We start from the raw sequence: 20603 nt of genomic DNA on the forward strand, positions 1-20603 counted from the left end.
GGTATTTGTTTGAACCAGGATTTGCAGAATCAACACATTAACAGGATAAAGCATTGCTGGTATTTCTCACCCACCGCTAGTATAGCGCCAGCACAATTGGTGGCTTTCTAGGATGCCAGTTTGTAATTTGCAACTGGCCGTATGGTAGTCCCGGCCCCCATCCCGCAGGTTTAGCGCCAGCGTAACTTGTAGCCACCATTGAAGCCAGTTTGCAACTGGCTTTCCCATACATGCTTTCGCTAGTTACAACCATCCCTCCACCATATCGCCAGTTACCGCTGCGCTCCAACTGGCGATATGGTGGGGTTTTGGGATATGATTGACTATCAGGCTGAGGTGCGCCTGGTCATCCGCCGAAACCATAACCAAAACCCTGCTTTCCGGCGTAATGCTGGTGGCGAGGTGCCAACGCCGAAATTGGACGGCGGCAGATATATGCGTAACTTCGGCTGAATCCGGGGTGCGCCTTGCGCGCCAGGTGGATGCTTTACTTTTAATTGCTGCATGGAAATTCTATTCGAAAACTTACCTAATCCCTTTGCCTATTTTGTGCCCATTTTTGCTGTGCTTATTATAGTCGAGGCCTATATTGGTTACCGTGAGGACAAGGAGTTGTATGACATAAAAGACTCTATGGCCAGCACCTGGGTAGGCCTGGGTGCCGCCTTGCTGAACACACTGACGAAAGCCTACCAAATTGGGCTGTTCTTTCTGTTCTATGAATTGTTTGAGCCGCTGCGCACAGAGTTCCTTGGGTATGAAAACCTGGGGTGGGCCTGGTGGGTATGGGCGCTTTGCCTGGTTGGCGATGACTTTAACTTTTACTGGCATCACCGCTTCTGCCATACCGTGCGCCTGTTCTGGGCCGCGCATGTGGTGCATCACTCTTCCGACAAGTTTAACTTAGGTACGGCTTTCCGCAACGGCTGGACCATCTTCCTGTACAAGCCAATCTACTGGATTTGGATGCCGATTGTGGGCTTTAACCCGGTGATGATTGCGCTGTGCATGTCGTTTAACTCTATTTACCAGTTCTTCCTGCACTCTACGCTGGTGCCTGATATCAAGGGCTTCAACAAAGTGTTTAACACGCCTTGGGTGCACCAAGTGCATCATGCCTGCAATGTGGAGTACCTCGACCGTAACCATGGCGGTATTTTGATCATTTGGGACAAGCTCTTCGGGACCTACCAGAACCGGGAGAAGCAGATCGAGCCGAAGTTTGGCGTGCTGCACCCCCCGCACTCCAATAACCCCATCAAGCTGAATTTCCATGAGTTTAGCGATATCTGGAAAGACGTGAAGCAGGCAAAGTCGTGGGAGCACAAGTTCAAGTACATTTTTTACCCGCCTGGCTGGAGCCCGGACGGCAGCAGAAAAACAGCCAAGCAGATGCAGGCTGAGATGGTGCAACAACAGGCAGCAGCTTCGCAGCAGCAGCTGGTTGTCTGATATCCCTGCCTAAATACCTGGTGGTGTAAGTAAACGCATCCCTGATTTATACCTAAAAAAGAAAGCCTCTCCGGACCTGAGTTTGGAGAGGCTTTTTAGCTGTAGGGGAAGGAATCGAACCTCCACGGAGTAGTTAGGCAAATATCTTTGTGCTAGTGATAGGTCAAAAAAGCTGCTTTATCCCAGAACCTCCACCCCCGAGATCGGAGGGCTTGTCTGCCAGTTTCAACACCCTACATTGTGTTTGATGATTCAAATATAGAAGCTCTTTTTTTAAATTGCAAATTTTTCAACAAAAAAAGTTTTTATGTGCGACTATATCAAATAATACGCGGTGATTTTGATTAAGTTGTAAAAAAAACGTCTTATAGCCTTATCTTTCACTTTCCATATTTTGCTTCTAAGATGCTTGAGGGTATGATTTTTAAGGACTTAGGCTGAAAAGTATGTCATTTTACATCTTGCCTATATCAAAACTGTGGGGTAGAAGCCAAATAATATTATTTATGACGGAAGGGTCGCCAAGGCGGGCTCCGGTGCTAACACAAATTGGTTTCTTATACCCAAGCCTAATACCCCCGGAAACTCCCAGTCAATTAGTTCATCATAATAAAAGCGATGCGATAACAGTTTAGTAAACAAGGGGAAGCGCCTGTTAAAGAGAAACACAGCCTAATTGAGTCACTCCCGTATATATGCTTTGAAAATCACGCCATTCCTCTACCACTCTAGTTTAAATCGATCTCATATTATTCAACCATTTAATTATTAACACATGAAACAAACCCGTATTTTAAACACGTTGGCTGTACTGCTCATCTGCTTGTTAGCCGCTACAGGCGCTTGGGCGCAAGGCAACAGTGCCAACAAGCCAAGTCCGGCTGCCGAGGCAACAGGTAAAATAGGCGATGCAACCGTGAAGGTTAATTATAGCAGTCCGGCTGTGAAAGGGCGCACCATTTGGGGAGATTTAGTGCCATACGGCAAGGTATGGCGCGCAGGAGCGAACGAGGCGACAACCGTTACATTGGATAAGGATGTGATGGTGGAAGGAAAGCCACTGGCTGCAGGCACCTACAGTTTTTATACTATCCCCGGTGAAGATGCCTGGACGGTGATCTTTAATAAAACTGCAAAGCAGTGGGGCACGCAGTACGATGAAAAGCAGGACGCACTACGCGTGCAGGTAAAACCTAAAGCAACTGCCAGCATGAACGAACGGCTGGCTTATGAAGTAACAGATAAGGGGCTTGTGCTTCGCTGGGAAAAGATGGAACTGCCCATTATGATCTCCGCTAAGAAATAGCAAAGGCAGACAAGCCACCATTAGCACTTACATGAAGAAAGCCTCTCCGGACCTGAGTCTGGAGAGGCTTTTTAGCTGTAGGGGAAGGAATCGAACCTCCACGGAGTAGTTAGGCAAATGTCTTTGTACTAGTAATAGGTCAAAAAAGCTGCTTTATCCCAGAACCTCCACCCCCGAGATCGGAGGGCTTGTCTGCCAGTTTCAACACCCTACATTGTGTTTGATGATTCAAATGTAACAAAATGTTTTGGTTGTTCAAATTTTATCAACAAAAAACTTGAAAAAATATTTAATTATCAACGATTGTGTAGTTGTGTGGCGAATTTATCATTGAACAGGCTTTGTGCTTAAATGCCTTCATGTGCTTTTGAGTAGCCTATGCAGGCAGGCGTGGTAGGTGAGGGATTGGGGTAAGTAAGGGCGAAAAGCATATAACGAAATTGAAATCAGGGTTTAACGGCCCTGCAGCTTGCCAAACCGATAGTTAAAAGCAAGGCTTACCTGGCGGACCACGGTATAGAAGGCTTGCTGCTGGTGGAAGTTCGGGGTATGAATCTGGCTCGAAGTACGCCTATACCGCTGGAGAGGGCTCCTTACGGACAAGCTTAGGCTGGCTCTATTGTTTTTCAGAAACTCCTTGTGCAATGACATGCTGCTCCAGGTATAGCCGCTGGCTCTCCCCTGCAACATGACATTCGGCGAGTTATAACTGAGGTTCCCGCTTGCCCGCCAGCCCTTCCCGAAACGATACGTAGTGGCTCCCCGCACATTATACGTAAACCCCTCGTTGCCTTGCGGGCTGCTTTGCTCCGCGCTGATGAATTTTACATAGTTAAAGCCGGCATCAAGGTTTGCGCTCAGCTTCTGAAAAAAGGTTTTGTTGCCGTTAAGCGAGAGGCCTAAGGTCTGGTTTTCGCCGATGTTGCCGAAGGTAGTACGGGCAATAGCGTCTGTCCCCAGGGTAGTAAAGCTCTGGATAGCGCTGTTTGTGAAGTGGTGGAAGAGCCCTATGCTAATGGCAGTGCCTTTTGTATACACCATATAGTCGAGGCGAAGGGTATGCGTTGTAGCGGGCCTAAGGCTGGGGTTACCATAGCTGATGTTCACGGGGTCGATAAGGTCTACATACGGGTTAAGCAGGTATAGGCTTGGCCGGTCGATGCGTTGGGTGTACGACAGCTTGATGGAGCTGCTTTCTTGTAACAGCCGCGACAGCGTAATACTCGGGAACAGATGGAGGTAGCCCTGCCTGGCACGGGTGGCAGAAGATTTGAACCGCGCATCCAGCTTGGTGCCCTCCAGCCGTGCGCCAACCCGGAGGCCCCACTTGTCTTGCTGGAGGCTGACAGAGGTATAAGCAGCGTGCAGTTGCTGCTGATAGCTGAAGCTGTTGCTGAGGCTGGAGTCAAGGTCAAAGGTGTAAGTTTCCGGGTTTTGGTTCTTGTAATAATAGCTGCTGCTGTTGTTCTCTACTGTAGACTTTATACCTGCCTCAAGCGCTTGTGCGCCTAGTGGTCGGGTATAATCTACCTGCAGCGCATACAGTTCGGTGTTGTCGTGGCTGGTCGTAACACTTTCCCTGCCTTCGTAATTGAGCACAGGCACCAGGGTAAAGCCTGATGCGTTTTCATAATTGCTATTGGTCAGGTTAAAAGAAACTGCAAGTGTATGGGCTTCTGCTTCATCAAGACTATGCTGATAATCCAGGGTAATATCATGGCCATTGCTGTTGTTGTGGTTCTCGCTCTGGTTTTGGTAGGCTTCCGTGAGTTCTTTCAGGCCATCTCTCCGCGCAACAGCCTGCATGAATTCGCTTGCGCTGCTGTTTCTGTTCATGCTATACCCAACCGTAATCAGGTCCTGCGGGCGCCACGCATAGGCTAGCTCGCTGCTTATGCCCCATGCTTTGCGGTTGTTCTCACTTATCCCGGTTTGCACCAGCCTGCCCTGCTTGTTTAAGTCCTCTCTTATGGAGCTGCTTTTGCCCGGTGGGCTCTTAGACGAGCTGCTACTGATACGCCCTGACGTACTGAACTTGCCAACCGCCGTGTTGGCGTAGGTGCTGGCGCTATACCCCTCCGGGCTGCTGCCTCCTAAGTTTGCAGCCCCATGGTAGCCGCGAATGCTTTTGCTGTGCGTAACGATGTTGATGATGCCAGTGGCCCCTTCTGCAGCATACCTGGAGGATGGGGTAGTGATCACCTCGATCTTTTTAAGCGCACTGGCAGGCAAGGATTTCAGCACCTCGCTCGGGTTGCCTGACAGCAAGGCTGATCTTTTGCCATTCACCAGAATCTGGTAATTGCTACTGCCATTCAGTTGCAGGTTATCATCTGCGTTGGTAGTTAGCTGCGGCACTTTGCGCAGCATCTCTAAGGTGTTGAGCAAATTGTGGTCTGGATCTGCTGTTACGTTATAGGTCAGTTTGTCTACATCCTGCTCAATTAGGGGCTTTTGTGTGGTAACCTGCACTTCCTGCAGTTGCATAGCTGTGGGAGCAAGTTGTATGATGCCGAGGTCAACAGCAGCAGTAGTTGGGGGAGGAAGCTTAAGTGTTGTGGTCTTGTAACCGACATAGGAGAGGGTGAGCCGGTAGTTGCTTGCGGGAAGGCCAGTTATAGCGAAGGTGCCATCTGCCAGCGTTAGTGTCGTTTTGATGGGATAGTTGCTGTCGGTTTCCTGAACGACCACAGTAACGTAGCTAAGCGGTGTTTGTGTGGTAGAGTCTATTGCTGTGCCATGTATGGATATTAATGTCTGTGCAGGGCATATGAAAGCTGAGCAACAGCATAGTAGTATGGTATATGTTGCATGCGAAATGATTCTTGCTATTTCTCGCCTATAGACCCTGATAATTTGAAGCATAACACATGAGGCATGAAAGCTAATGTCAGATAATGCGCATTATCTGACCTTTATAACAGGTAATAAGGTTAGGATATAATCACTGATCATATCCTAACCTTATTAAGCTACAGTATTCTAATCATTATTGTATGGCATCGCCAACAGGGAATTCGCTACCTAATACTTCGAGTGTTATATTCGTATAAGCAACGGTTGTTTCTGTTCTATCCATACCTGCAGGGCAGTCTCCAGCCTTGATTGTTTCATTCGTGGTAATAGAACCGCTCGCTCTACCGTTCCGAACTGGCACATCAAATGTAGATGATTGATTCTCGAAATGCTGCGTGAGCCCTGGCACTGGTGTTGATCTTCGTCCTTTGTTAAAGCAGTAGGTATCTACATTCAGATCAAAACTCACCGTAATTTTTACAGTCGAAACATTCCCCAACCCTGAGATATCATAATCTACTTTAAGTTGTTGTGTGCTCGTGACCGATGAGGTTAGTGGCGATTTAAGATTTGGATGCTGCGCAAAGGCAGATTGAAAACTAAACAGTGCAATCAGTGCAATAGCGATACTTAAGAATTTTGCTTTCATAATGTAGTATTTAAAGGTTTAATATAAAATTTATTAATCTTCAGTTGTGGCTGTATGAGCAAGGCATACAGGTGCCTGGTTGAAGCTTGTGAAGCTTCAGTGGAAGGCGAATGCAATACTAATAAGTGTGTAAATGATTGCTAAATAGCGTTTTGTTAAATTGTGGGGTAGCTCTTGTTAACCAGCACAGCGGTTTGCGCTTTTAGAAAATCGAAGCCTCGTATATGGATTTTGGTTAAGTTTTAAAGGTATTTGCGTGTCTCTCATCTCTGTGCGCCCATCTGTACAAATGCTGTCGAAGTTTTTAAAATTATACGGATACAGTGCAATTTAAACGAAGTATATAACCAAAATGAAGTAACAGGCTCTGGAATGGTGGTGAAGATTAAAACACAGGTGGTGTGTAAATATTTATATTTATTATATATAAAATTAAGTAAATGAGATCTTTGCTTGTTTGGACTGCTCCCACAATGAAGCTCCAGTCTTGACAGATAAAGCTTAAAAGCTTATTACTGTCGTATGGGCTAGTAAAAAGTAAAGCCGCTCTGAACCTAGGTTCCAGAGCGGCTTTCTTTATTTAGCTGTAGGGGAAGGAATCGAACCTCCACGGAGTAGTTAGGCAAGAGCTGCTTTATTCTAAGGCCTCCACCCCCGAGATAGGAGGGCTTGTCTGCCAGTTTCAACACCCTACATTGTGTTTGTTGTTTCAAATGTAACACATTGATTTATTTTTTCAAATTTTGGCAATAAAAAAACTAAAAAAATATTTTATATATAACGAAAAGCCGCTTTTAAAGCTAATATGATATAGTTGCTGCCTGCGGCTCAAAGCAAGTTATTGGGCCAATTAGCGGGCTTAGCTTAAACTAACTAAGCTACTGCACCATCCAGCCTCGATCCTGCGCGCGTATACACTGAGATGAAGAAATTACTGATACCGATTGCTGTGGTTGGCTTTCTGCTGTTCGGGCTGCGGGCTGATGCGCAGCTTAAACCCATGGAAGCTGACTTGAAAGCCTATAAATGGAAAAGACGGCCACTACTGCTATTTACCCCGGCCAGGGACCATCCGGCGTATGTGCGGCAACAGGCTTTGCTGCGCAGCGTAAACGATGGGCTACAGGACCGCGACATGGTACTGATCGAACTGGTTGGGCCGCAGGAGGTATACCTGGATGGTGTTCGGCAGAAAAAACAGCAGAGCAAAGCTTTACGCAATCGCTTTCAGATATCGGCGGATGACTTTGCTGTCGTGTTGGTGGGCAAGGATGGTACCCGGAAATTGCAACGGTCAAGCCCTGTGCCAATCGAGGACATATTTGGCTTGATAGACCAGATGCCCATGCGCCGGCAGGAAATGCGCGGACAGGATAAATAAAATCACATAGAGCAATCAGCTAAAGACAAGAAGTGCATGACCATAAACAATACTGCTACCCACACCGCCCTGATTACGGGTGCATCTGCCGGCATTGGCTACGAACTGGCAAAACTGATGGCGCAAAGAGGCCACAACCTGGTGCTGGTAGCCCGCTCCAAAGATAAACTGGAAGCCATGGCGCTGCAGTTTGCCGTAAATTACAAGGTATACACCAAAGTGATCGTCGAAGACCTGAGCAAGCCCAGCGCGCCTGCCGCTGTTTTTGACGCCATCAAGCAAAGCGGCTTAACCATAGATGTGCTGATCAACAATGCGGGTTTTGGCTACTATGGTGCCTTCCGGGAATCTGACCTGCAACGGGAACTGGATATGATGCAGCTCAACATGGTTTCGCTCACGCATCTCTGCAAATTGTTCCTGGAGCAACTGCCAAAGGGGCAGCACGGCAAAATCCTGAATGTGTCATCCACAGCGGCTTTCCCGCCTGCAGGCCCATACATGGCGGTGTATTACGCTACCAAAGCTTTTGTGCAGAGCTTTTCGGAGGGACTAGCCGCAGAGTTGGAGGAAGACAACGTAACCGTTACAGCGCTATGCCCCGGCCCTACCGATACCGAGTTCAAGGACGCCGCAAACTTAGAGGGCTCCGGGATTTTCTCGCAAGTGTTTGTGGCTGATGCAAAAAGCGTGGCTGAGGCAGGATATGAGGGAATGATGGATGGAGAGGTGGTCGTTATTCCGGGCATCCACAATAAATTGGCGGTTTTCTCGATGCGGCTGGCACCGCGTAGCGTGCTGCGCAACATGGTGAAAAAGGTGCAGAAAAAGCGCGGAAGTTAAGGTCAGTTACTGGTAACAGCTTTGGTCCGTAACCAGCAGCTGCTCTACCGGAAATCCCATTTGTTCGGCGGTGCGCACGAGTTGCTGGTAGGTATCTTGGTCTAGTTGCGGGGTGCGCGATAAAACCCAAAGGCTTTCCCGGTCTGGGGCACCCACCAACACATGCTGATACGCAGGGTCCAGCGCCAGTATCCAATAGTCGCCTTTAAAGGGCCAGAAGAACTGCACCTTTAGCTTGCTGTTTTGGCTACCCTCTACCGGAAAGGCTTTTCCTTTGGCAGATTCTACTTCTCCATCAGGGCCGCCTTTCCGGCAAACGTTTACCACTTCCACATACCCTTCCTGGGTGAGGCGGTATTCGGCGTATACACAATGGCAGCCTTTCTCGTAGCGTTGCGGCAGCCGGGCAATCTCATACCAACGGCCCTGGTAGCGGTTTAAGTCAACGGTGGGCACGGTGCTGAGCGGCGCGTGGCTCCTGCTGCAGCTACTGATGATAGCCGTGGCGGCAAACAAGGCACCGGCGGTAAGCCAAAGTTTGGTCTGTTGCTTCATCGGGTGTTTTAACTCAATTGCTTGGTCATGCGGTAATGCTGGATGGTGCCGAACAAGACGTACGTTTCCTTCTCTACCTCATACCCGTTCCGGCGGTAAAAGTTAACTGCGTTTTCGCGGGCCTGCAGCACCAGGCTGGTAGCGCCCAGGGCCTTGGCACGGGCCTCCAGGTAATCCAGCAGCAGGTTGCCTAACTGCTTTCCCTGTTGGTCTTGCCGGATGCCCATAAAGCGTAATTGTCCTTCCTGGGGCGTGTTCAGGTGCAGGCGGCACACTCCCAAAGCCTCGCCGTCATCGTCTACCAGCATGGCATGTATGGCGGTGTCATCGTCGTCCACACGCTCGCTGCCTTCGGGTTGGTTCCAGGGCTGGCGCAGGGTCTCGTAGCGCAAGCGGTAATATTTCTTAAATTCCTCGGGGGTGGCAGGCTCTATTACTTCCATGTGCAGCGTATAGGGTATGGATTGATGGTCGAAAACTAGGGTATAAATGGCTGTGGCGCGCTGCCTGCATTACGGCTGCGCAACCGAGAGGCAATTTAGCGGTTAGGCGCTATACTCCATAAAGTCCGGTAAGCCGCCATACGCTATCCTATCCGAAAATAACATAACTTTGTTGGCTTTATAGCGTGTAAAAATAATTTTAGATACCAAACACAAACAAAACTATGGCATCTTTTGATATCGTGAGCAAGGTAGATCCGCAGATCATGGACAATGCGGTGAACACCGCCCGCAAAGAAATTATGAACCGTTACGACTTCCGTGACACCAAAGGCAGCCTGGAGTTCGACAAGAAAGGCAATGAGGTGCACATCGTGATGGAAAACGACATGCGTGTGCAGCATACCGAAGACGTGCTTATCGGCAAAATGGTGAAGCAAGGACTGGATGGCACGGCGCTGGATTTCTCCAAGGAGGCGTACCAATCGGGCGCGATGGTGAAGAAAGACATCAAGGTGAAGGCAGGCATCGACAAGGAAACCTCCAAGAAGATCATGAAGCTGATTAAGGACAGCAAGGCAAAAGTGTCGGCGGCTATTATGGATGAGCAGATCCGGGTGACGGGCAAGAAGATAGATGATTTGCAGGAAGTGATTGCCCTGATGCGCAGTAACACCGAAACCATTGGCATGCCTTTGCAGTTCATCAACATGAAATCCTAGGCGGTAACCGATACATATTCTTGCTGCGGCTGAGCGACAGGGGTTATCCGCCAGTACTAGCCGCAGTGCGCTTCTCATCACCAAAAAAATACTTCTATGGAAATTTTCGCGAATCCGGATACCTGGATTAGCCTGCTGACCCTGACCTTTATGGAGGTAGTGCTCGGCATCGACAACATCGTTTTTATCTCAATTATTGTGGGCAGGCTGCCGCAGGAACAGCAGGGCAAAGGCCGTACCATTGGTTTGTCGCTGGCCCTGATTTTCCGCGTCATCCTGTTGCTGTTCATTTCCTGGATCGTGAGCGCCAGTGAGCCGCTCTTCACCATCAACCTGCCCTTCACAGAAGAGGACTTCGGGGTGTCGTGGCGCGACATCATCCTGTTTTTAGGCGGTTTGTTCCTGTTAGCGAAGAGCACCACCGAGATTCACAATAAACTGGAGGGCGAGGAGGAAACGCATGGCGGCAAGGTATACGCGTCTATGTCTAGGGTGCTGGTGCAGATAGTGCTGATTGACATCGTGTTCTCCTTCGACTCTATCCTGACGGCGGTAGGTCTGGCGCAAGAGGTCCTGATCATGATCATTGCCGTTGTCCTGGCGATGGGTATCATGCTGGTGTTTGCCAAGTATGTGAGCGACTTCGTGAACGAGCACCCTACGGTGAAGATGCTGGCGCTGTCGTTCCTGATCCTGATCGGCTTTATGCTGGTGGTGGAATCGCTGCACCAGCACATCCCGAAAGGCTACATCTACTTTGCCATGTTCTTCTCGCTGATGGTGGAGATGCTGAATATGAAATTGCGCAAGAAAACCACACCAGTGCACCTGCGCCAAAATGAGGTGCTTGACCCTGAGAAAGAGCAGGTAGTATAGTGTTGATCAGATTGATTGAATCGATAGCAGAAGCGGCAGTACCACACAGGTGCTGCCGCTTCTGTTTTATAGGGGCAGGCGGCAGGTTACTGATTTTATTCATACCTTAGATAGCATGCCAATCGCCCAAAACCACAGGCTTATGCCTTACAGAAACGTTGTTACCGCGGCCCTGTTACTGCTGTTGATCACTGGTCTTGCATGGCTGAGTATTTACCTGCTGCAACCTCCCAGGCCCCTTCCTGCCGATGCACCAGCTGCCGTATTCTCAGCAGCGCGGGCCATGCGGCACGTGCAGCAGATAGCCCGGGAGCCGCATGCCATGGGCACCGCCGAACACGCCAGGGTGCGCGCGTATCTGTTGCATGAAATGCAGGAATTGGGCCTGAACCCGCAGGTGCAGCAAACCACGGCCGCGCATACCAGGCACGGTGCGGCATCGGTAGGGTATGTATACAACCTGATCGGGCGTTTAAAAGGTAGCGGCAACAGCCAGCAGGCAGTGCTACTGATGGCGCATTACGACTCACAGCCCAATGCCCGCGGAGCCGGAGATGACGGGGCCGGCGTGGCGGCTATTCTAGAGGCGATCCGGGCAATAAAGCAAGACAGCCTTCCGGTACACGATGTGATCGTGCTGCTGACGGATGGCGAGGAGTATGGCTTGTACGGGGCCAGGGCGTTCCTGAAGCACCCTTGGGCAGAAGAGGTGGCAATGGTTCTGAACGTGGAAGCACGGGGCAACCGGGGGCCAAGCATGACCTTTGAGCTGAGCCCGGAGAACGGTTGGGTGGCAAAGCAATACATCGCGCGGGCGCCCTACCCTTTTGTAAGCTCGCTGGCCTATGAGATTTACAGCCGGATGCCCAACGACACAGACTTTACCGTGTTTAAAGAGGCCGGATACAGCGGGGTGAACTCCGCGTTCATAGACGGGTTCGTGCATTACCACAAGGCCACAGACGCTCCTGAGAACTTAGACCAAGGTAGTTTGCAGCAGCACGGCAGCAACCTGTTAGCGCTTGCCCGGCACTTCGCCAACACCTCCCTTTCAGACACGAAGGCTCCAGACGCAGTGTTCTTTAATTTTATCGGCAGCTGGGTAATAACATACCCGCAGGGGCTGAATATTTTATGGGTCGCAATTACCTCGCTTTTACTTGTCCTAACGTTGCGGGTAGCCCTGAAAAAGCGCGCAGTTACAGGCCTGCAACTGCTGTCGGGTTTTGTAGTGTCGCTGTTTGTGTTTGTGGCGACCGTCATGTTGTTCGTCCCGGTAAATAGCCTGGTGCTGGACATGCTGCCGCTCACGCACCGCATTAACGGGGTGTACAGTTCCACGATATTCCTCTCAGGTTACCTGTTGCTGGCAGCAGGTGTATTTCTATTGCAGAGTTGGCTTGCCCTGCGCTGGCTGAATCTTTATGCACTCTTTCTAGGCATTGCTTTGCTGCAGTATGTGTTGATGCTTGTATTATATGTATGGGCACCTAATGCGGCATACCTGTTTATGTTTCCACTGATGTTTAGCCTGGGAGGTATACTTGCTGTATTCCTAACCGGTGTTTATACATTGCCATCCCTTAATCTAGGGTATGTGCTTCTTTACCTGGTGGCCGCTGTGCCCGCCATCTTTATCCTGATGCCGCTGGTGCAGGTCGTGTTTGTGGCTTTCGGGTTGCAATTGCCAATCGGTTCTGTAGCGTTGTTCGTGCTGTTGCTTGGCCTATTGTTGCCGTTGCTGGTGATGCTGGAGCGAAGCTTTAACTGGAAAGCGATTCCATTGTTGCCACTGCTAGTGCTGCTCTTAGGGATGGGGCAGGTATATAGGGCAATCGCACACGAAAAGCCATCCGCAACGCAGCCGCTGCACAGCCATGTCAGCTATCACCTGAACTCAGACACGGGCAAGGCCTACTGGGCATCCCTTTATCAAACCACCGACGACTGGAACCGGCAATTTTTTACCGAAAGCGCCATGCAGCCTTTAACGGCTATATACCCCCACGCTAAACAGAACTACCTGGTCAGCCAAGCTGAGACAGTTGCTTTGCCAGCACCGGAGGCAGAAGTGGTTTTGGATACTGTATTGAACGGGCAGCGGTTGTTGCGTTTGCGGCTGTCGTCGCCACGAGGGGCTGCCCACTTAGAACTAGCCTTGCAGCCGCAAGCAGCAGAAGACCTGAAAGCAGTTAAACTAGCAGGTGAGGAACTGCAACTGGAGCCCACGCAGGCAGCGGGAGGGGCAGTGTATTTTACGCGCTTACATGGTTTGCCCATCGAAAAGGAGACTTCTTTGGAGTTGCTGCTGCTACCCGGCACAACGCTTAAGCTCTACCTCTACGACCAAAGCATCGGCTTGCCACAGGCATTGATAAAGCAACCAAAGCCAGCCCATGTAATTGCCGAACAGGGCCGCGACAGTAACCTGACAGTAGTGCGCCATACCTATTTTTTTTAAGTAAACCGCAGCGAACAGGATAGCAGCAACAGGAGCCGGTGCTGTATTTTTTACAGAAGTTCTGCGTTGCTCAAACCAAACGGGCAGTTGTAGCAGTATAGGGTATAAACGCCTGCTATCTTCATACCTATGTTGTTCGATAAACTCCTGTCCTATACCCTTGGAATACTGTTTTTGCTCATGCTGGCCTGTAGTGGCCCTGATACATCCGATGATGCCCGTGTGATAACAGTGCAGCGTGAGTTGCGGCAAGACCCTGCGTTCTGGGATTACGCTGCCAGCAGCAATATGCTACAGGTAGAGATGGGGAAACTAGCCCAGGCAAAAGGGGCGACAGCCAAAACGAAGGCGCTCGGACACCAGGCGGCAAACTACCATGGAAAGGCCCTGCAGCGGCTAAAAGAGCTGATGGCGGAAGAGAAGCAGATCCAAGTGCCTGACAGCCTTGGCGGCGCAGACCAGGGGCTGGTGAAGGAGATGATGGCATTGGAGGGGCAGGCATTTGACACGCGCTACCGTGAGTTTGTTATCCACACCCATACCTCCCAACTAGACCGCTACGAAGAGGCCCTGCGCCTTACGGACGATCAGGCCACCCGCGAATGGCTGACTGATATGCGGCTTCACCTGCGGGAGCAGCTCAATGCGCTGGCAAGCCCCGACTCTGCAGCCGCTCCGGCACACTAGCTTTTCGCCTTTATTGAGGGTAGAGCAGTTATGAACAGAGCAAAAAGTAAACGCCACAGGCTGTTGCAGCGCATGGCGTTAAAGGTATGCTGAATCAATAGCACAGTTTACTTCCAGAGTTCGGCGGCTTTGCGGGCTATCCGGAAAAAGAGCTCCCGGCACAAACCCGCTACCTCGCGGGCTTCGGCTTCTGCATAGCCATTCTCGATGGCATTCAGGTAGTCGAAGTAAAGTTGCGCCAGTTCCAGCGAATCGTCTTCAAAACAATCCACCAGTTCTTCATGCACCATCTTCTCGGGTTCAAATATCTTGGAAGGGTATAACTTGTCTAGCTGATAGATCAGGTACTTCTGTTGGGTTTTATTCGGCTTGCCGCCAAACAGCTGCTCAATGGGCAGGTCCTCGTCTTCCGCGTCAAACTCCTCGAAGTCATCCTCTACAGCCAGCGGCTCATACACAATGATGTCGTGGCCAGTCAGCTCCAGGTACTCATCAAACTGCTCTTTGATCGGGATAAGAGTCGGCACGTCATAAGGCTCATTTAAGATGTTGGCTATGTGCAGCGCCATTTCCTTGCCCTTCTCGCCGGCAGCAATCAAAATCTGGTTAAATTGAGAAAAATCACAACCCAGGTATACGAACTTATACTCATCGTCGAGCACCGTAAAGCACCAAAGCGTGATAAACTCAGTATCGTCTATCACCACCGTGTCGATGTACAACTCGTTGATCTGTATGTAGTGCGGCGTGTATTCCTGAGCATCCATGGCCGTCGGGATTTATAGGTTGATTATTTGAGCAATTGAAGTCATGTACAGGTGCTTATAAATGTATACGGTGTTTTGTGGCGTATGGCAAAGCAGATATATATAATTTTAGCCAATGTATGGCTGTCAGTGCTTTCTCAAGCAACTTTCTAGGGATTTTTTCTCCTAATTTGCGCGCATTTTGGTGCAATTTGCATCCTGTGTTTTTAAGTGCAATTGTCTGACTGTGAGATGTGTTTGGGGCACGTGCCGTTTATTGCACCGTTAGATTACGACAAGGAATTATGGTTTAAGATTGGATTTGAGTTGTAACTTTAAAATATCAATATTTTTCAAACGAATCTAGGATATGCTGTAACCCTGTTCCAGTATCTTGCTTTAGATTGCTATTTTGACTTTTTACAAACAAGCCACGCCCTGCTTAAAATTGCACTGGTTTCCGGAGTTTCAATCAGCCCACATCCGCTCGATGAATTGCAGCGCATTTCGGTAAGCCAATTTCTCCAGTTGGTCCTGCGGATACTCGCTTTGCAGCCGCTCTAAAAGGTAACGGTAACTGGTGCCTGCCTGCTCATGCTCATTATAATAGAACGGGAAGCGTGCCGGGTCCGGGTGGTCGGCAAAGTAAAAGTAGTCGGCCCCAAAGCAAAGTGCGTCCTGCGCCCCATGGCCCAGGCCATACCGGATGTGGTGCAGTAGCACCTCCGGGTCCTCGGTGTGCACAAAAGCTCTGACAAAGTTTATCCCGATAAGGCCTTTGCGGCGAATGATCTCCTGCGTCAGCTCGTCGGGCAGGTTGCGCTTGTGGTCCCAGACCGGCCTGAAGTTGGAGTGGCTGGCGATAACGGGAACGTCCAGGCGCTCTCTGTCGATGTGCGTGAGCATGTCGAAGGCCAGGGCATCGCTGGTATGCGAGAGGTCTACGGCGATGCGGCGGCCATGCAGGTAATCGAGCAGCATTTTGCCGTCGCGGGTAATGCCCAGTTCGCTCATGTTGCCCCCGCCAAAGCGGTTTGGGGTATGGTGCGTGAAGCTGATGTATAAGACACGGCCGCAAGCCGTGATGATCTTCTCCAGTTTCTTAAAGCCGTCTTCCAGTTCCTCATCCTCCTCACAAAACCCGGCAGCGTTCTCGATGGCGGCCACCATACCCACGCCATTTTCGTTTTGCAATGCTTTATGCAGACTAGCCACATCAGTTACAGCGGTCAGGCAATTGTCGGCTTCGGCCAATTGCTTATACTTGTCGCGCTGCAAGGCGGCATAAGCGGTGCTGCCCGGTTCGGTGGCGGAGTAGAGTGCCATGACCTGCAGTTTTATGTTGCCTGCTGTTAGCGCAGGCAGGGCGCAGCCGATCTCCTCCACATTATCCTGTTTGGCATTGGGTACATCCGTCAGGTATACCAGCAGGTCGCAGTGCATATCGATGATAGGGAGGCGTCGGGATTCTGGCTGCATAGGGCGTTTGGTTAGGTCGGTTTATATACGGCAACCGCGCTACCCAGGGTATAGGAATGAATGCGGCTGCTTATTCAAAGCCGTCATCCATATCTGGTGCGCCTTGCTGGTTGTCGCGCTGGCGGCGGTTGTTCTGGTTATTGTCGCTGTTGATGCGGTAGGTGAAGCCCAGGTATACCACCTGCGACAGGCGCTTGTACTCCGCTTCGGTGCGGAAGGTCGGGCCATAGTTCAAGAAGTTGAATTGCCGCGTATTGAAGATATCCGACACGCGCAGTGAAACCGTTCCCTTTTTATCCAACACGTCCTTTTTCATAGCGAAATCGGTGCTGAACATCTGCTCGCGGCGGCCCTGTATGTCGGCGGTCGGGGCGCGGTAAAAGGCCGAAAGCTGCAAGTCAAGGTCTTTCCAAACTGTCATGGTAGAGTTGGCCTTGGTGTTCCAACTGATCTGGCTATTGCTTAGTTCGGTGTCTCCCTGGGTCGTATTCAGCTGTGTTCGGAAGCCAGAGAAGTTCGCGTTCAAGCGCCACCACTTGGCAATCGGGTAGTTCAGGCCAAACTCCACCCCATAAGAAACATTGCTATTGAGGTTCAGGAAAGTGGTCTGCGTGCCCGGCTCCTCCATGCCGTCTACCAGGACTACAGTAGCCGTCCGGAAACGATCGATCTCATCGGTGGTATGGCGGAAGAAAAGGCTCGAGTTAAAGGAGATATCGCCCCAGTAGCGCAGGTAGCCCAGCTGCAGCGAGTTGATGAACTCTGGCCGCAGCTTTGGGTTTCCGACACGGGTATTATACTGGTCAGTACGATCCACGAAAGGGTTGAGGAAGCGGTTTCGCGGCCTGTTGATGCGGCGGCTATAACTGAACTGCACCTTGTTGTCCTTGTCGAAGTCGTTGGTGATGAACAGGGTCGGGAAAAGGCTGAAATAATCGTTCCGGAACACCTCGTCAGTGGTGCGCTGGTCGGCTTTGGTCAGCGTCTGTTCGGCCCGCACACCCGCTTGCAAACTCACAGAGCCAAATTTATTGCTGTAGTTACCGTACACCGAGTATACCTGCTCATCATACACAAAATGGTTGCTCTGTAGCTCGTTATATTCCAGCTTGTCGGTGGTGTTGTTGAGGTCGAAGAAACGGGAGTCCTCATCCAGCTGCTCGTACGAGGTGCGGAAACCGGCTTCCAGGCGGCTGTCTTCAGAGTAGGGATATACGTAATCGGTCTTGGTCACAAAGCGGGTGTTGGCATCATCCACAAAGGTGCGCTGCACTTCGGGTAGCTGGCCGGGCAAGGCGTTTTCCTGTAGCTGCCGGAAGATGCTTTCCTCCTCGTCCACGTTGGTGCTGTACACGGCATATGCGGTCAGTTCCTGGCCTTTTTGCGCAAACGTCTGGCGGTAGCCCAGGGTCAGGTCGATGGCCAGCTCGTCTTCTCTCTCTTCCGTGAAACGGCGGCTGGCGCTCTGGAACTGCCGGTTCTCATCCTCAAAGCGGTACAAAATGTTGTTCTTATCCTTGTCCAGGGACGGGCGGTAGAGGGCCGAGGCGGAGAGGGTATGGCGCGGGGTGAGGTAGTAATCGGCGCCGAGGCGCAGGTTATGCGACAGGTCGCGGCTGGTGCGCGCGCCGTCCTGAATGCGGTAACTGGTGCTGTCGATGCGGCCGGTCAGGCTGTCGAGGTAGTAGTTCTCTGTGAAGCTGTCGCTGCTGCCGGGCCGGCTGCGCTGCCTGAAATCATACCCCCCGTTCAGTGACCATTTGTTGTAGCGGTAGTTCAGGTTGAGGGAAGCGTTGTAATTATCCTGAGTGGCGGCGGTAACAGCGGCCGACCCGTTAAAGCCAGGCGTTTTCTCTTTCTTCAGCACCAGGTTGATGATGCCGGAAGTGCCCTCGGGGTTGTACTTGGAGGAGGGGTTCGTGATCAGTTCGATGCTCTCGATGAGGTTGGCGGGAATTTGATCCAAAGGGATACCCGACAAGGAAGAAAGCTTTCCGTCTACCAGGATGGTGACGTTGGAACTGCCGCGCATGCTCACGTTGCCGTCGATGTCTACGGTAACAGAGGGCAGGTTCTGCATCACCTCCGCCACTGAGCCGCTTTTTGCGTTAATATCCTGGCTCACATTCACCACCCGCTTGTCGAGCGCATACTCCACCAGCGCCCGCTCTGCTGTAATCTCCACTTCGCCAAGCTGGGTGGCTCTTACCCGCAGCGCTACTGTGCCCAGCGCCACCTGTGGCTGCGCCTGCGTTACCCGAATATCTGGAACAAAGCGTGTTGGGTAGCCCACCATCGAAGCCCGCAGCACATACCGGCCCGCCGGCACGCGCTCCAGTATAAACTTACCCTCGATATCGGTGGTGGCACCCGTCACCAGCGATGAGTCAGGGAGTGAGAGCAAGACCACGTTTGCAAACCCGATCGGTTTGTTGTTGGCGCCCTCCGCCAGTGTCCCGCTTACCCGGCCTGAGCCAGGGGCCTGTTGCGCCTGCAGTATGAATGGTAGAAAGAGCAGCAGCGGGAGAAAATAAGAAGTAATTGTTTTCATAGCTTGGGATTGGTTCGGTTTCAACTCAGAGGTATAACTGGTAATTTACTGGGTAGCTTGTGAGCGGTGGTGCTGGTTTTGTGGCGCTTATAGTGTATCTTCCCTATCCGGGTAAGAAAATATCCTTTGTAAAATAGGACAGCGCAAAAGGAGGAAGGTTTAAAAGGCCTGCCGTTTTTTTAGCGAAAGGATTCCTGCAAATGCTGCAAAGGGAAGGCGAAACAAAGTACAGCCTGCTGTTATTTGCACGCTTAGCGGGGTGGAGTATCTTGGGATAAGCTTTTTTTGGTGGGGTGCAATTCGGTGTAGTCATTAAACCTATACCCGATTTTCCGTCTGAACAGCTGCCCGCATAGGGGCGTATGTATAAATTCACTCTGGGAAAGTCCTCCTTGCTTAAACTGCATTGCCATGAAACAATTTCTGCTGCTTTTTACTGCCATTGCCTTGCTGGTCGTCCTTTTCTGGCGGATGCGCCTGCATGAAACGCCTGTGTTTGCCTCTTCCGCTAGCACGAGCCTCACGGTGCCGATGAGCGAGAAGTACAGGGGCGTAAATTGGGTAGGCGGCGATTCCGTGACAAGGGAGCAAATGGAAACGCTGAAGCAGTACAACGTGAACTGGATCGCGCAAACGCCCTTCGGCTGGCAACGCGACTATAATTCGCCGGAGGTGATGCTCAGCAGAAGCAATCGGGCCTATTGGGGCGAGCGCGACAAGGGACTCATCCATACCACCACACTGGCCAGGCAGGCGGGCATTAAAACGCTCTTAAAGCCACACATCTGGCTGATGAACCGCGACGGCGGCAAATGGCTTGGCGACATAGCGATGGAAAGCGAGGCGGATTGGCAGCAGTGGTTCGCCAATTATCGTGTCTTTATCCTGCACTATGCCCACTTGGCGGAAGCGCAGCAGATGGAGGCCTTGTGTATCGGCACGGAATTATACCTCCCCGCCGCAAAACGCGAGCAGGACTGGCGCAACCTCATTCAGGAGATCAGGAAAGTATACAAAGGCAAACTCACCTATGCGGCCAACTGGAACAAGGAGTTTGAGGAAATCAAGTTCTGGGATGCCCTCGACTTCATTGGCATCCAAGGCTACTTCCCCCTCACACGAATTCAAAATCCTAGTGTAGAAGCTCTGCGACGAGGGTGGCAAGGCCATATGAAGTCCATTGAAAAAGTGCAGCGGCGGTATGGCAAACCTATCGTGTTTACGGAAATAGGGTACAAAAACACCCCGGACGCAGCCATTGAGCCCTGGCTCTGGCCCGATAGAAAGGTAGAAGATGTACCGTTGTCTGAGCAAACCCAGGCCAATGCCTACGAGGCGCTTTACCAGCAGTTCTGGCAGCAGCCTTGGTTTGGCGGCACCTTTATCTGGAAGTGGTACCCGCGCCTGCGCCCCAACCGCCGCGACCACCTCGACTTCACGCCCCAGGACAAGCCAGCCAGCCACGTGATGGCGCAGTGGTATGGCAAGTAAGTATAATTTGTCCCCCTTCGAAGGGCAGGGCCGTTAAGTTCTACCTGATTCTGGCGCGAATCTCCAGATTCGTGTCTTAAAGTGAATGTTGAGTTTCCGACTCAACTGGCCCAGAGGGCCAGAAAATAGTAGGACACGAGCGAGGATGCTCGCGCCATGACTTAA

17 protein-coding genes are annotated in these 20603 nt (G+C 51.0%); 10 read left to right on the forward strand and 7 right to left on the reverse strand.

The features are described 5' to 3' along the window. Positions 1–315 precede the first annotated feature (315 nt). From ACXYMU_RS00695 to ACXYMU_RS00705, 3 genes are all read left to right on the forward strand, one after another. Positions 316–453 (forward strand): hypothetical protein, encoded by a 138-nt coding sequence (locus tag ACXYMU_RS00695; protein WP_458984422.1) that lies wholly within the window; start codon positions 316–318, stop codon positions 451–453. A gap of 51 nt (positions 454–504) precedes the next feature. Continuing rightward, positions 505–1452: a sterol desaturase family protein gene (locus tag ACXYMU_RS00700; protein WP_458984423.1), complete on the forward strand. Its 948-nt coding sequence runs from the start codon at positions 505–507 to the stop codon at positions 1450–1452. A 775-nt stretch (positions 1453–2227) separates the two neighbouring features. Continuing rightward, positions 2228–2758 carry a DUF2911 domain-containing protein gene (locus ACXYMU_RS00705; protein WP_458984424.1) on the forward strand — a complete coding sequence of 177 codons (531 nt, stop codon included), beginning with the start codon at positions 2228–2230 and terminating at the stop codon, positions 2756–2758. Positions 2759–3211: 453 nt separating this feature from the next. Here ACXYMU_RS00705 and ACXYMU_RS00710 read toward each other — a convergent pair whose 3' ends face one another. Together ACXYMU_RS00710 and ACXYMU_RS00715 are read right to left on the reverse strand one after the other, a co-directional pair. Then, on the reverse strand, positions 3212–5623 hold the full coding sequence (locus ACXYMU_RS00710; RefSeq protein ID WP_458984425.1) for a TonB-dependent receptor domain-containing protein: 2412 nt from the start codon (positions 5621–5623) through the stop codon (positions 3212–3214). 124 nt (positions 5624–5747) lie between these two features. Further along, positions 5748–6203 (reverse strand): hypothetical protein, encoded by a 456-nt coding sequence (locus ACXYMU_RS00715; protein WP_458984426.1) that lies wholly within the window; start codon positions 6201–6203, stop codon positions 5748–5750. 922 nt (positions 6204–7125) lie between these two features. Here ACXYMU_RS00715 and ACXYMU_RS00720 point away from each other — a divergent pair. Both ACXYMU_RS00720 and ACXYMU_RS00725 read left to right on the forward strand, forming a co-directional pair. Further along, a complete protein-coding gene (locus ACXYMU_RS00720; protein WP_458984427.1) occupies positions 7126–7584 on the forward strand; it encodes a DUF4174 domain-containing protein in 459 nt (152 codons plus the stop codon). Positions 7585–7620: 36 nt separating this feature from the next. Continuing rightward, positions 7621–8427 carry an SDR family NAD(P)-dependent oxidoreductase gene (locus tag ACXYMU_RS00725; RefSeq protein ID WP_458984428.1) on the forward strand — a complete coding sequence of 269 codons (807 nt, stop codon included), beginning with the start codon at positions 7621–7623 and terminating at the stop codon, positions 8425–8427. A gap of 6 nt (positions 8428–8433) precedes the next feature. Here ACXYMU_RS00725 and ACXYMU_RS00730 read toward each other — a convergent pair whose 3' ends face one another. Both ACXYMU_RS00730 and ACXYMU_RS00735 read right to left on the reverse strand, forming a co-directional pair. Next, positions 8434–8982, reverse strand: coding sequence for a lipocalin family protein (locus ACXYMU_RS00730; RefSeq protein ID WP_458984429.1), 549 nt, complete (start codon positions 8980–8982; stop codon positions 8434–8436). Between the two features lie 8 nt (positions 8983–8990). Continuing rightward, entirely contained in the window at positions 8991–9425 is a 435-nt protein-coding gene (locus tag ACXYMU_RS00735; protein ID WP_458984430.1) for a GNAT family N-acetyltransferase, read from the reverse strand. 224 nt (positions 9426–9649) lie between these two features. On the opposite strand from ACXYMU_RS00735, the gene ACXYMU_RS00740 reads away from it, so the two are divergent. The 4 genes from ACXYMU_RS00740 (at position 9650) to ACXYMU_RS00755 (ending at position 14171) form a co-directional block, all read left to right on the forward strand. Beyond that, positions 9650–10147: a YajQ family cyclic di-GMP-binding protein gene (locus ACXYMU_RS00740; protein WP_458984431.1), complete on the forward strand. Its 498-nt coding sequence runs from the start codon at positions 9650–9652 to the stop codon at positions 10145–10147. A 96-nt stretch (positions 10148–10243) separates the two neighbouring features. Further along, complete coding sequence (locus ACXYMU_RS00745; RefSeq protein WP_458984432.1) at positions 10244–11023, forward strand: TerC family protein; 780 nt, start codon at positions 10244–10246, stop codon at positions 11021–11023. 142 nt (positions 11024–11165) lie between these two features. Beyond that, entirely contained in the window at positions 11166–13484 is a 2319-nt protein-coding gene (locus ACXYMU_RS00750) for a M20/M25/M40 family metallo-hydrolase (RefSeq protein ID WP_458984433.1), read from the forward strand. Positions 13485–13613: 129 nt separating this feature from the next. After that, on the forward strand, positions 13614–14171 hold the full coding sequence (locus ACXYMU_RS00755) for a DUF4142 domain-containing protein (RefSeq protein ID WP_458984434.1): 558 nt from the start codon (positions 13614–13616) through the stop codon (positions 14169–14171). Between the two features lie 107 nt (positions 14172–14278). On the opposite strand, the gene ACXYMU_RS00760 is transcribed toward ACXYMU_RS00755, so the two are convergent. From ACXYMU_RS00760 to ACXYMU_RS00770, 3 genes are all read right to left on the reverse strand, one after another. Then, positions 14279–14938: a hypothetical protein gene (locus tag ACXYMU_RS00760; protein WP_458984435.1), complete on the reverse strand. Its 660-nt coding sequence runs from the start codon at positions 14936–14938 to the stop codon at positions 14279–14281. Positions 14939–15385: 447 nt separating this feature from the next. Further along, on the reverse strand, positions 15386–16396 hold the full coding sequence (locus tag ACXYMU_RS00765; RefSeq protein WP_458984436.1) for a dipeptidase: 1011 nt from the start codon (positions 16394–16396) through the stop codon (positions 15386–15388). A gap of 70 nt (positions 16397–16466) precedes the next feature. After that, the gene (locus ACXYMU_RS00770; protein ID WP_458984437.1) at positions 16467–18947 is read right to left on the reverse strand and encodes a TonB-dependent receptor; all 2481 of its coding nucleotides are present in this window, start codon (positions 18945–18947) and stop codon (positions 16467–16469) included. Positions 18948–19358: 411 nt separating this feature from the next. Between ACXYMU_RS00770 and ACXYMU_RS00775 the strand changes: the two genes are divergently transcribed. Then, positions 19359–20438, forward strand: a complete 1080-nt coding sequence (locus tag ACXYMU_RS00775) for a glycoside hydrolase family 113 (RefSeq protein ID WP_458984438.1) — start codon at positions 19359–19361, stop codon at positions 20436–20438. The last annotated feature ends 165 nt before the right edge of the window (positions 20439–20603 follow it).

The organism is Pontibacter sp. CAU 1760 (assembly GCF_054482735.1).

Bases quoted from the DNA above. Each gene is read 5' to 3' on its own strand.
- ACXYMU_RS00695 (WP_458984422.1), top strand. From the start codon at position 316: ATGATTGACTATCAGGCTGAGGTGCGCCTGGTCATCCGCCGAAACCAT.
- ACXYMU_RS00700 (WP_458984423.1), top strand. From the start codon at position 505: ATGGAAATTCTATTCGAAAACTTACCTAATCCCTTTGCCTATTTTGTG.
- ACXYMU_RS00705 (WP_458984424.1), top strand. From the start codon at position 2,228: ATGAAACAAACCCGTATTTTAAACACGTTGGCTGTACTGCTCATCTGC.
- ACXYMU_RS00710 (WP_458984425.1), bottom strand. From the start codon at position 5,623: ATGCTTCAAATTATCAGGGTCTATAGGCGAGAAATAGCAAGAATCATT.
- ACXYMU_RS00715 (WP_458984426.1), bottom strand. From the start codon at position 6,203: ATGAAAGCAAAATTCTTAAGTATCGCTATTGCACTGATTGCACTGTTT.
- ACXYMU_RS00720 (WP_458984427.1), top strand. From the start codon at position 7,126: ATGAAGAAATTACTGATACCGATTGCTGTGGTTGGCTTTCTGCTGTTC.
- ACXYMU_RS00725 (WP_458984428.1), top strand. From the start codon at position 7,621: ATGACCATAAACAATACTGCTACCCACACCGCCCTGATTACGGGTGCA.
- ACXYMU_RS00730 (WP_458984429.1), bottom strand. From the start codon at position 8,982: ATGAAGCAACAGACCAAACTTTGGCTTACCGCCGGTGCCTTGTTTGCC.
- ACXYMU_RS00735 (WP_458984430.1), bottom strand. From the start codon at position 9,425: ATGGAAGTAATAGAGCCTGCCACCCCCGAGGAATTTAAGAAATATTAC.
- ACXYMU_RS00740 (WP_458984431.1), top strand. From the start codon at position 9,650: ATGGCATCTTTTGATATCGTGAGCAAGGTAGATCCGCAGATCATGGAC.
- ACXYMU_RS00745 (WP_458984432.1), top strand. From the start codon at position 10,244: ATGGAAATTTTCGCGAATCCGGATACCTGGATTAGCCTGCTGACCCTG.
- ACXYMU_RS00750 (WP_458984433.1), top strand. From the start codon at position 11,166: ATGCCTTACAGAAACGTTGTTACCGCGGCCCTGTTACTGCTGTTGATC.
- ACXYMU_RS00755 (WP_458984434.1), top strand. From the start codon at position 13,614: ATGTTGTTCGATAAACTCCTGTCCTATACCCTTGGAATACTGTTTTTG.
- ACXYMU_RS00760 (WP_458984435.1), bottom strand. From the start codon at position 14,938: ATGGATGCTCAGGAATACACGCCGCACTACATACAGATCAACGAGTTG.
- ACXYMU_RS00765 (WP_458984436.1), bottom strand. From the start codon at position 16,396: ATGCAGCCAGAATCCCGACGCCTCCCTATCATCGATATGCACTGCGAC.
- ACXYMU_RS00770 (WP_458984437.1), bottom strand. From the start codon at position 18,947: ATGAAAACAATTACTTCTTATTTTCTCCCGCTGCTGCTCTTTCTACCA.
- ACXYMU_RS00775 (WP_458984438.1), top strand. From the start codon at position 19,359: ATGAAACAATTTCTGCTGCTTTTTACTGCCATTGCCTTGCTGGTCGTC.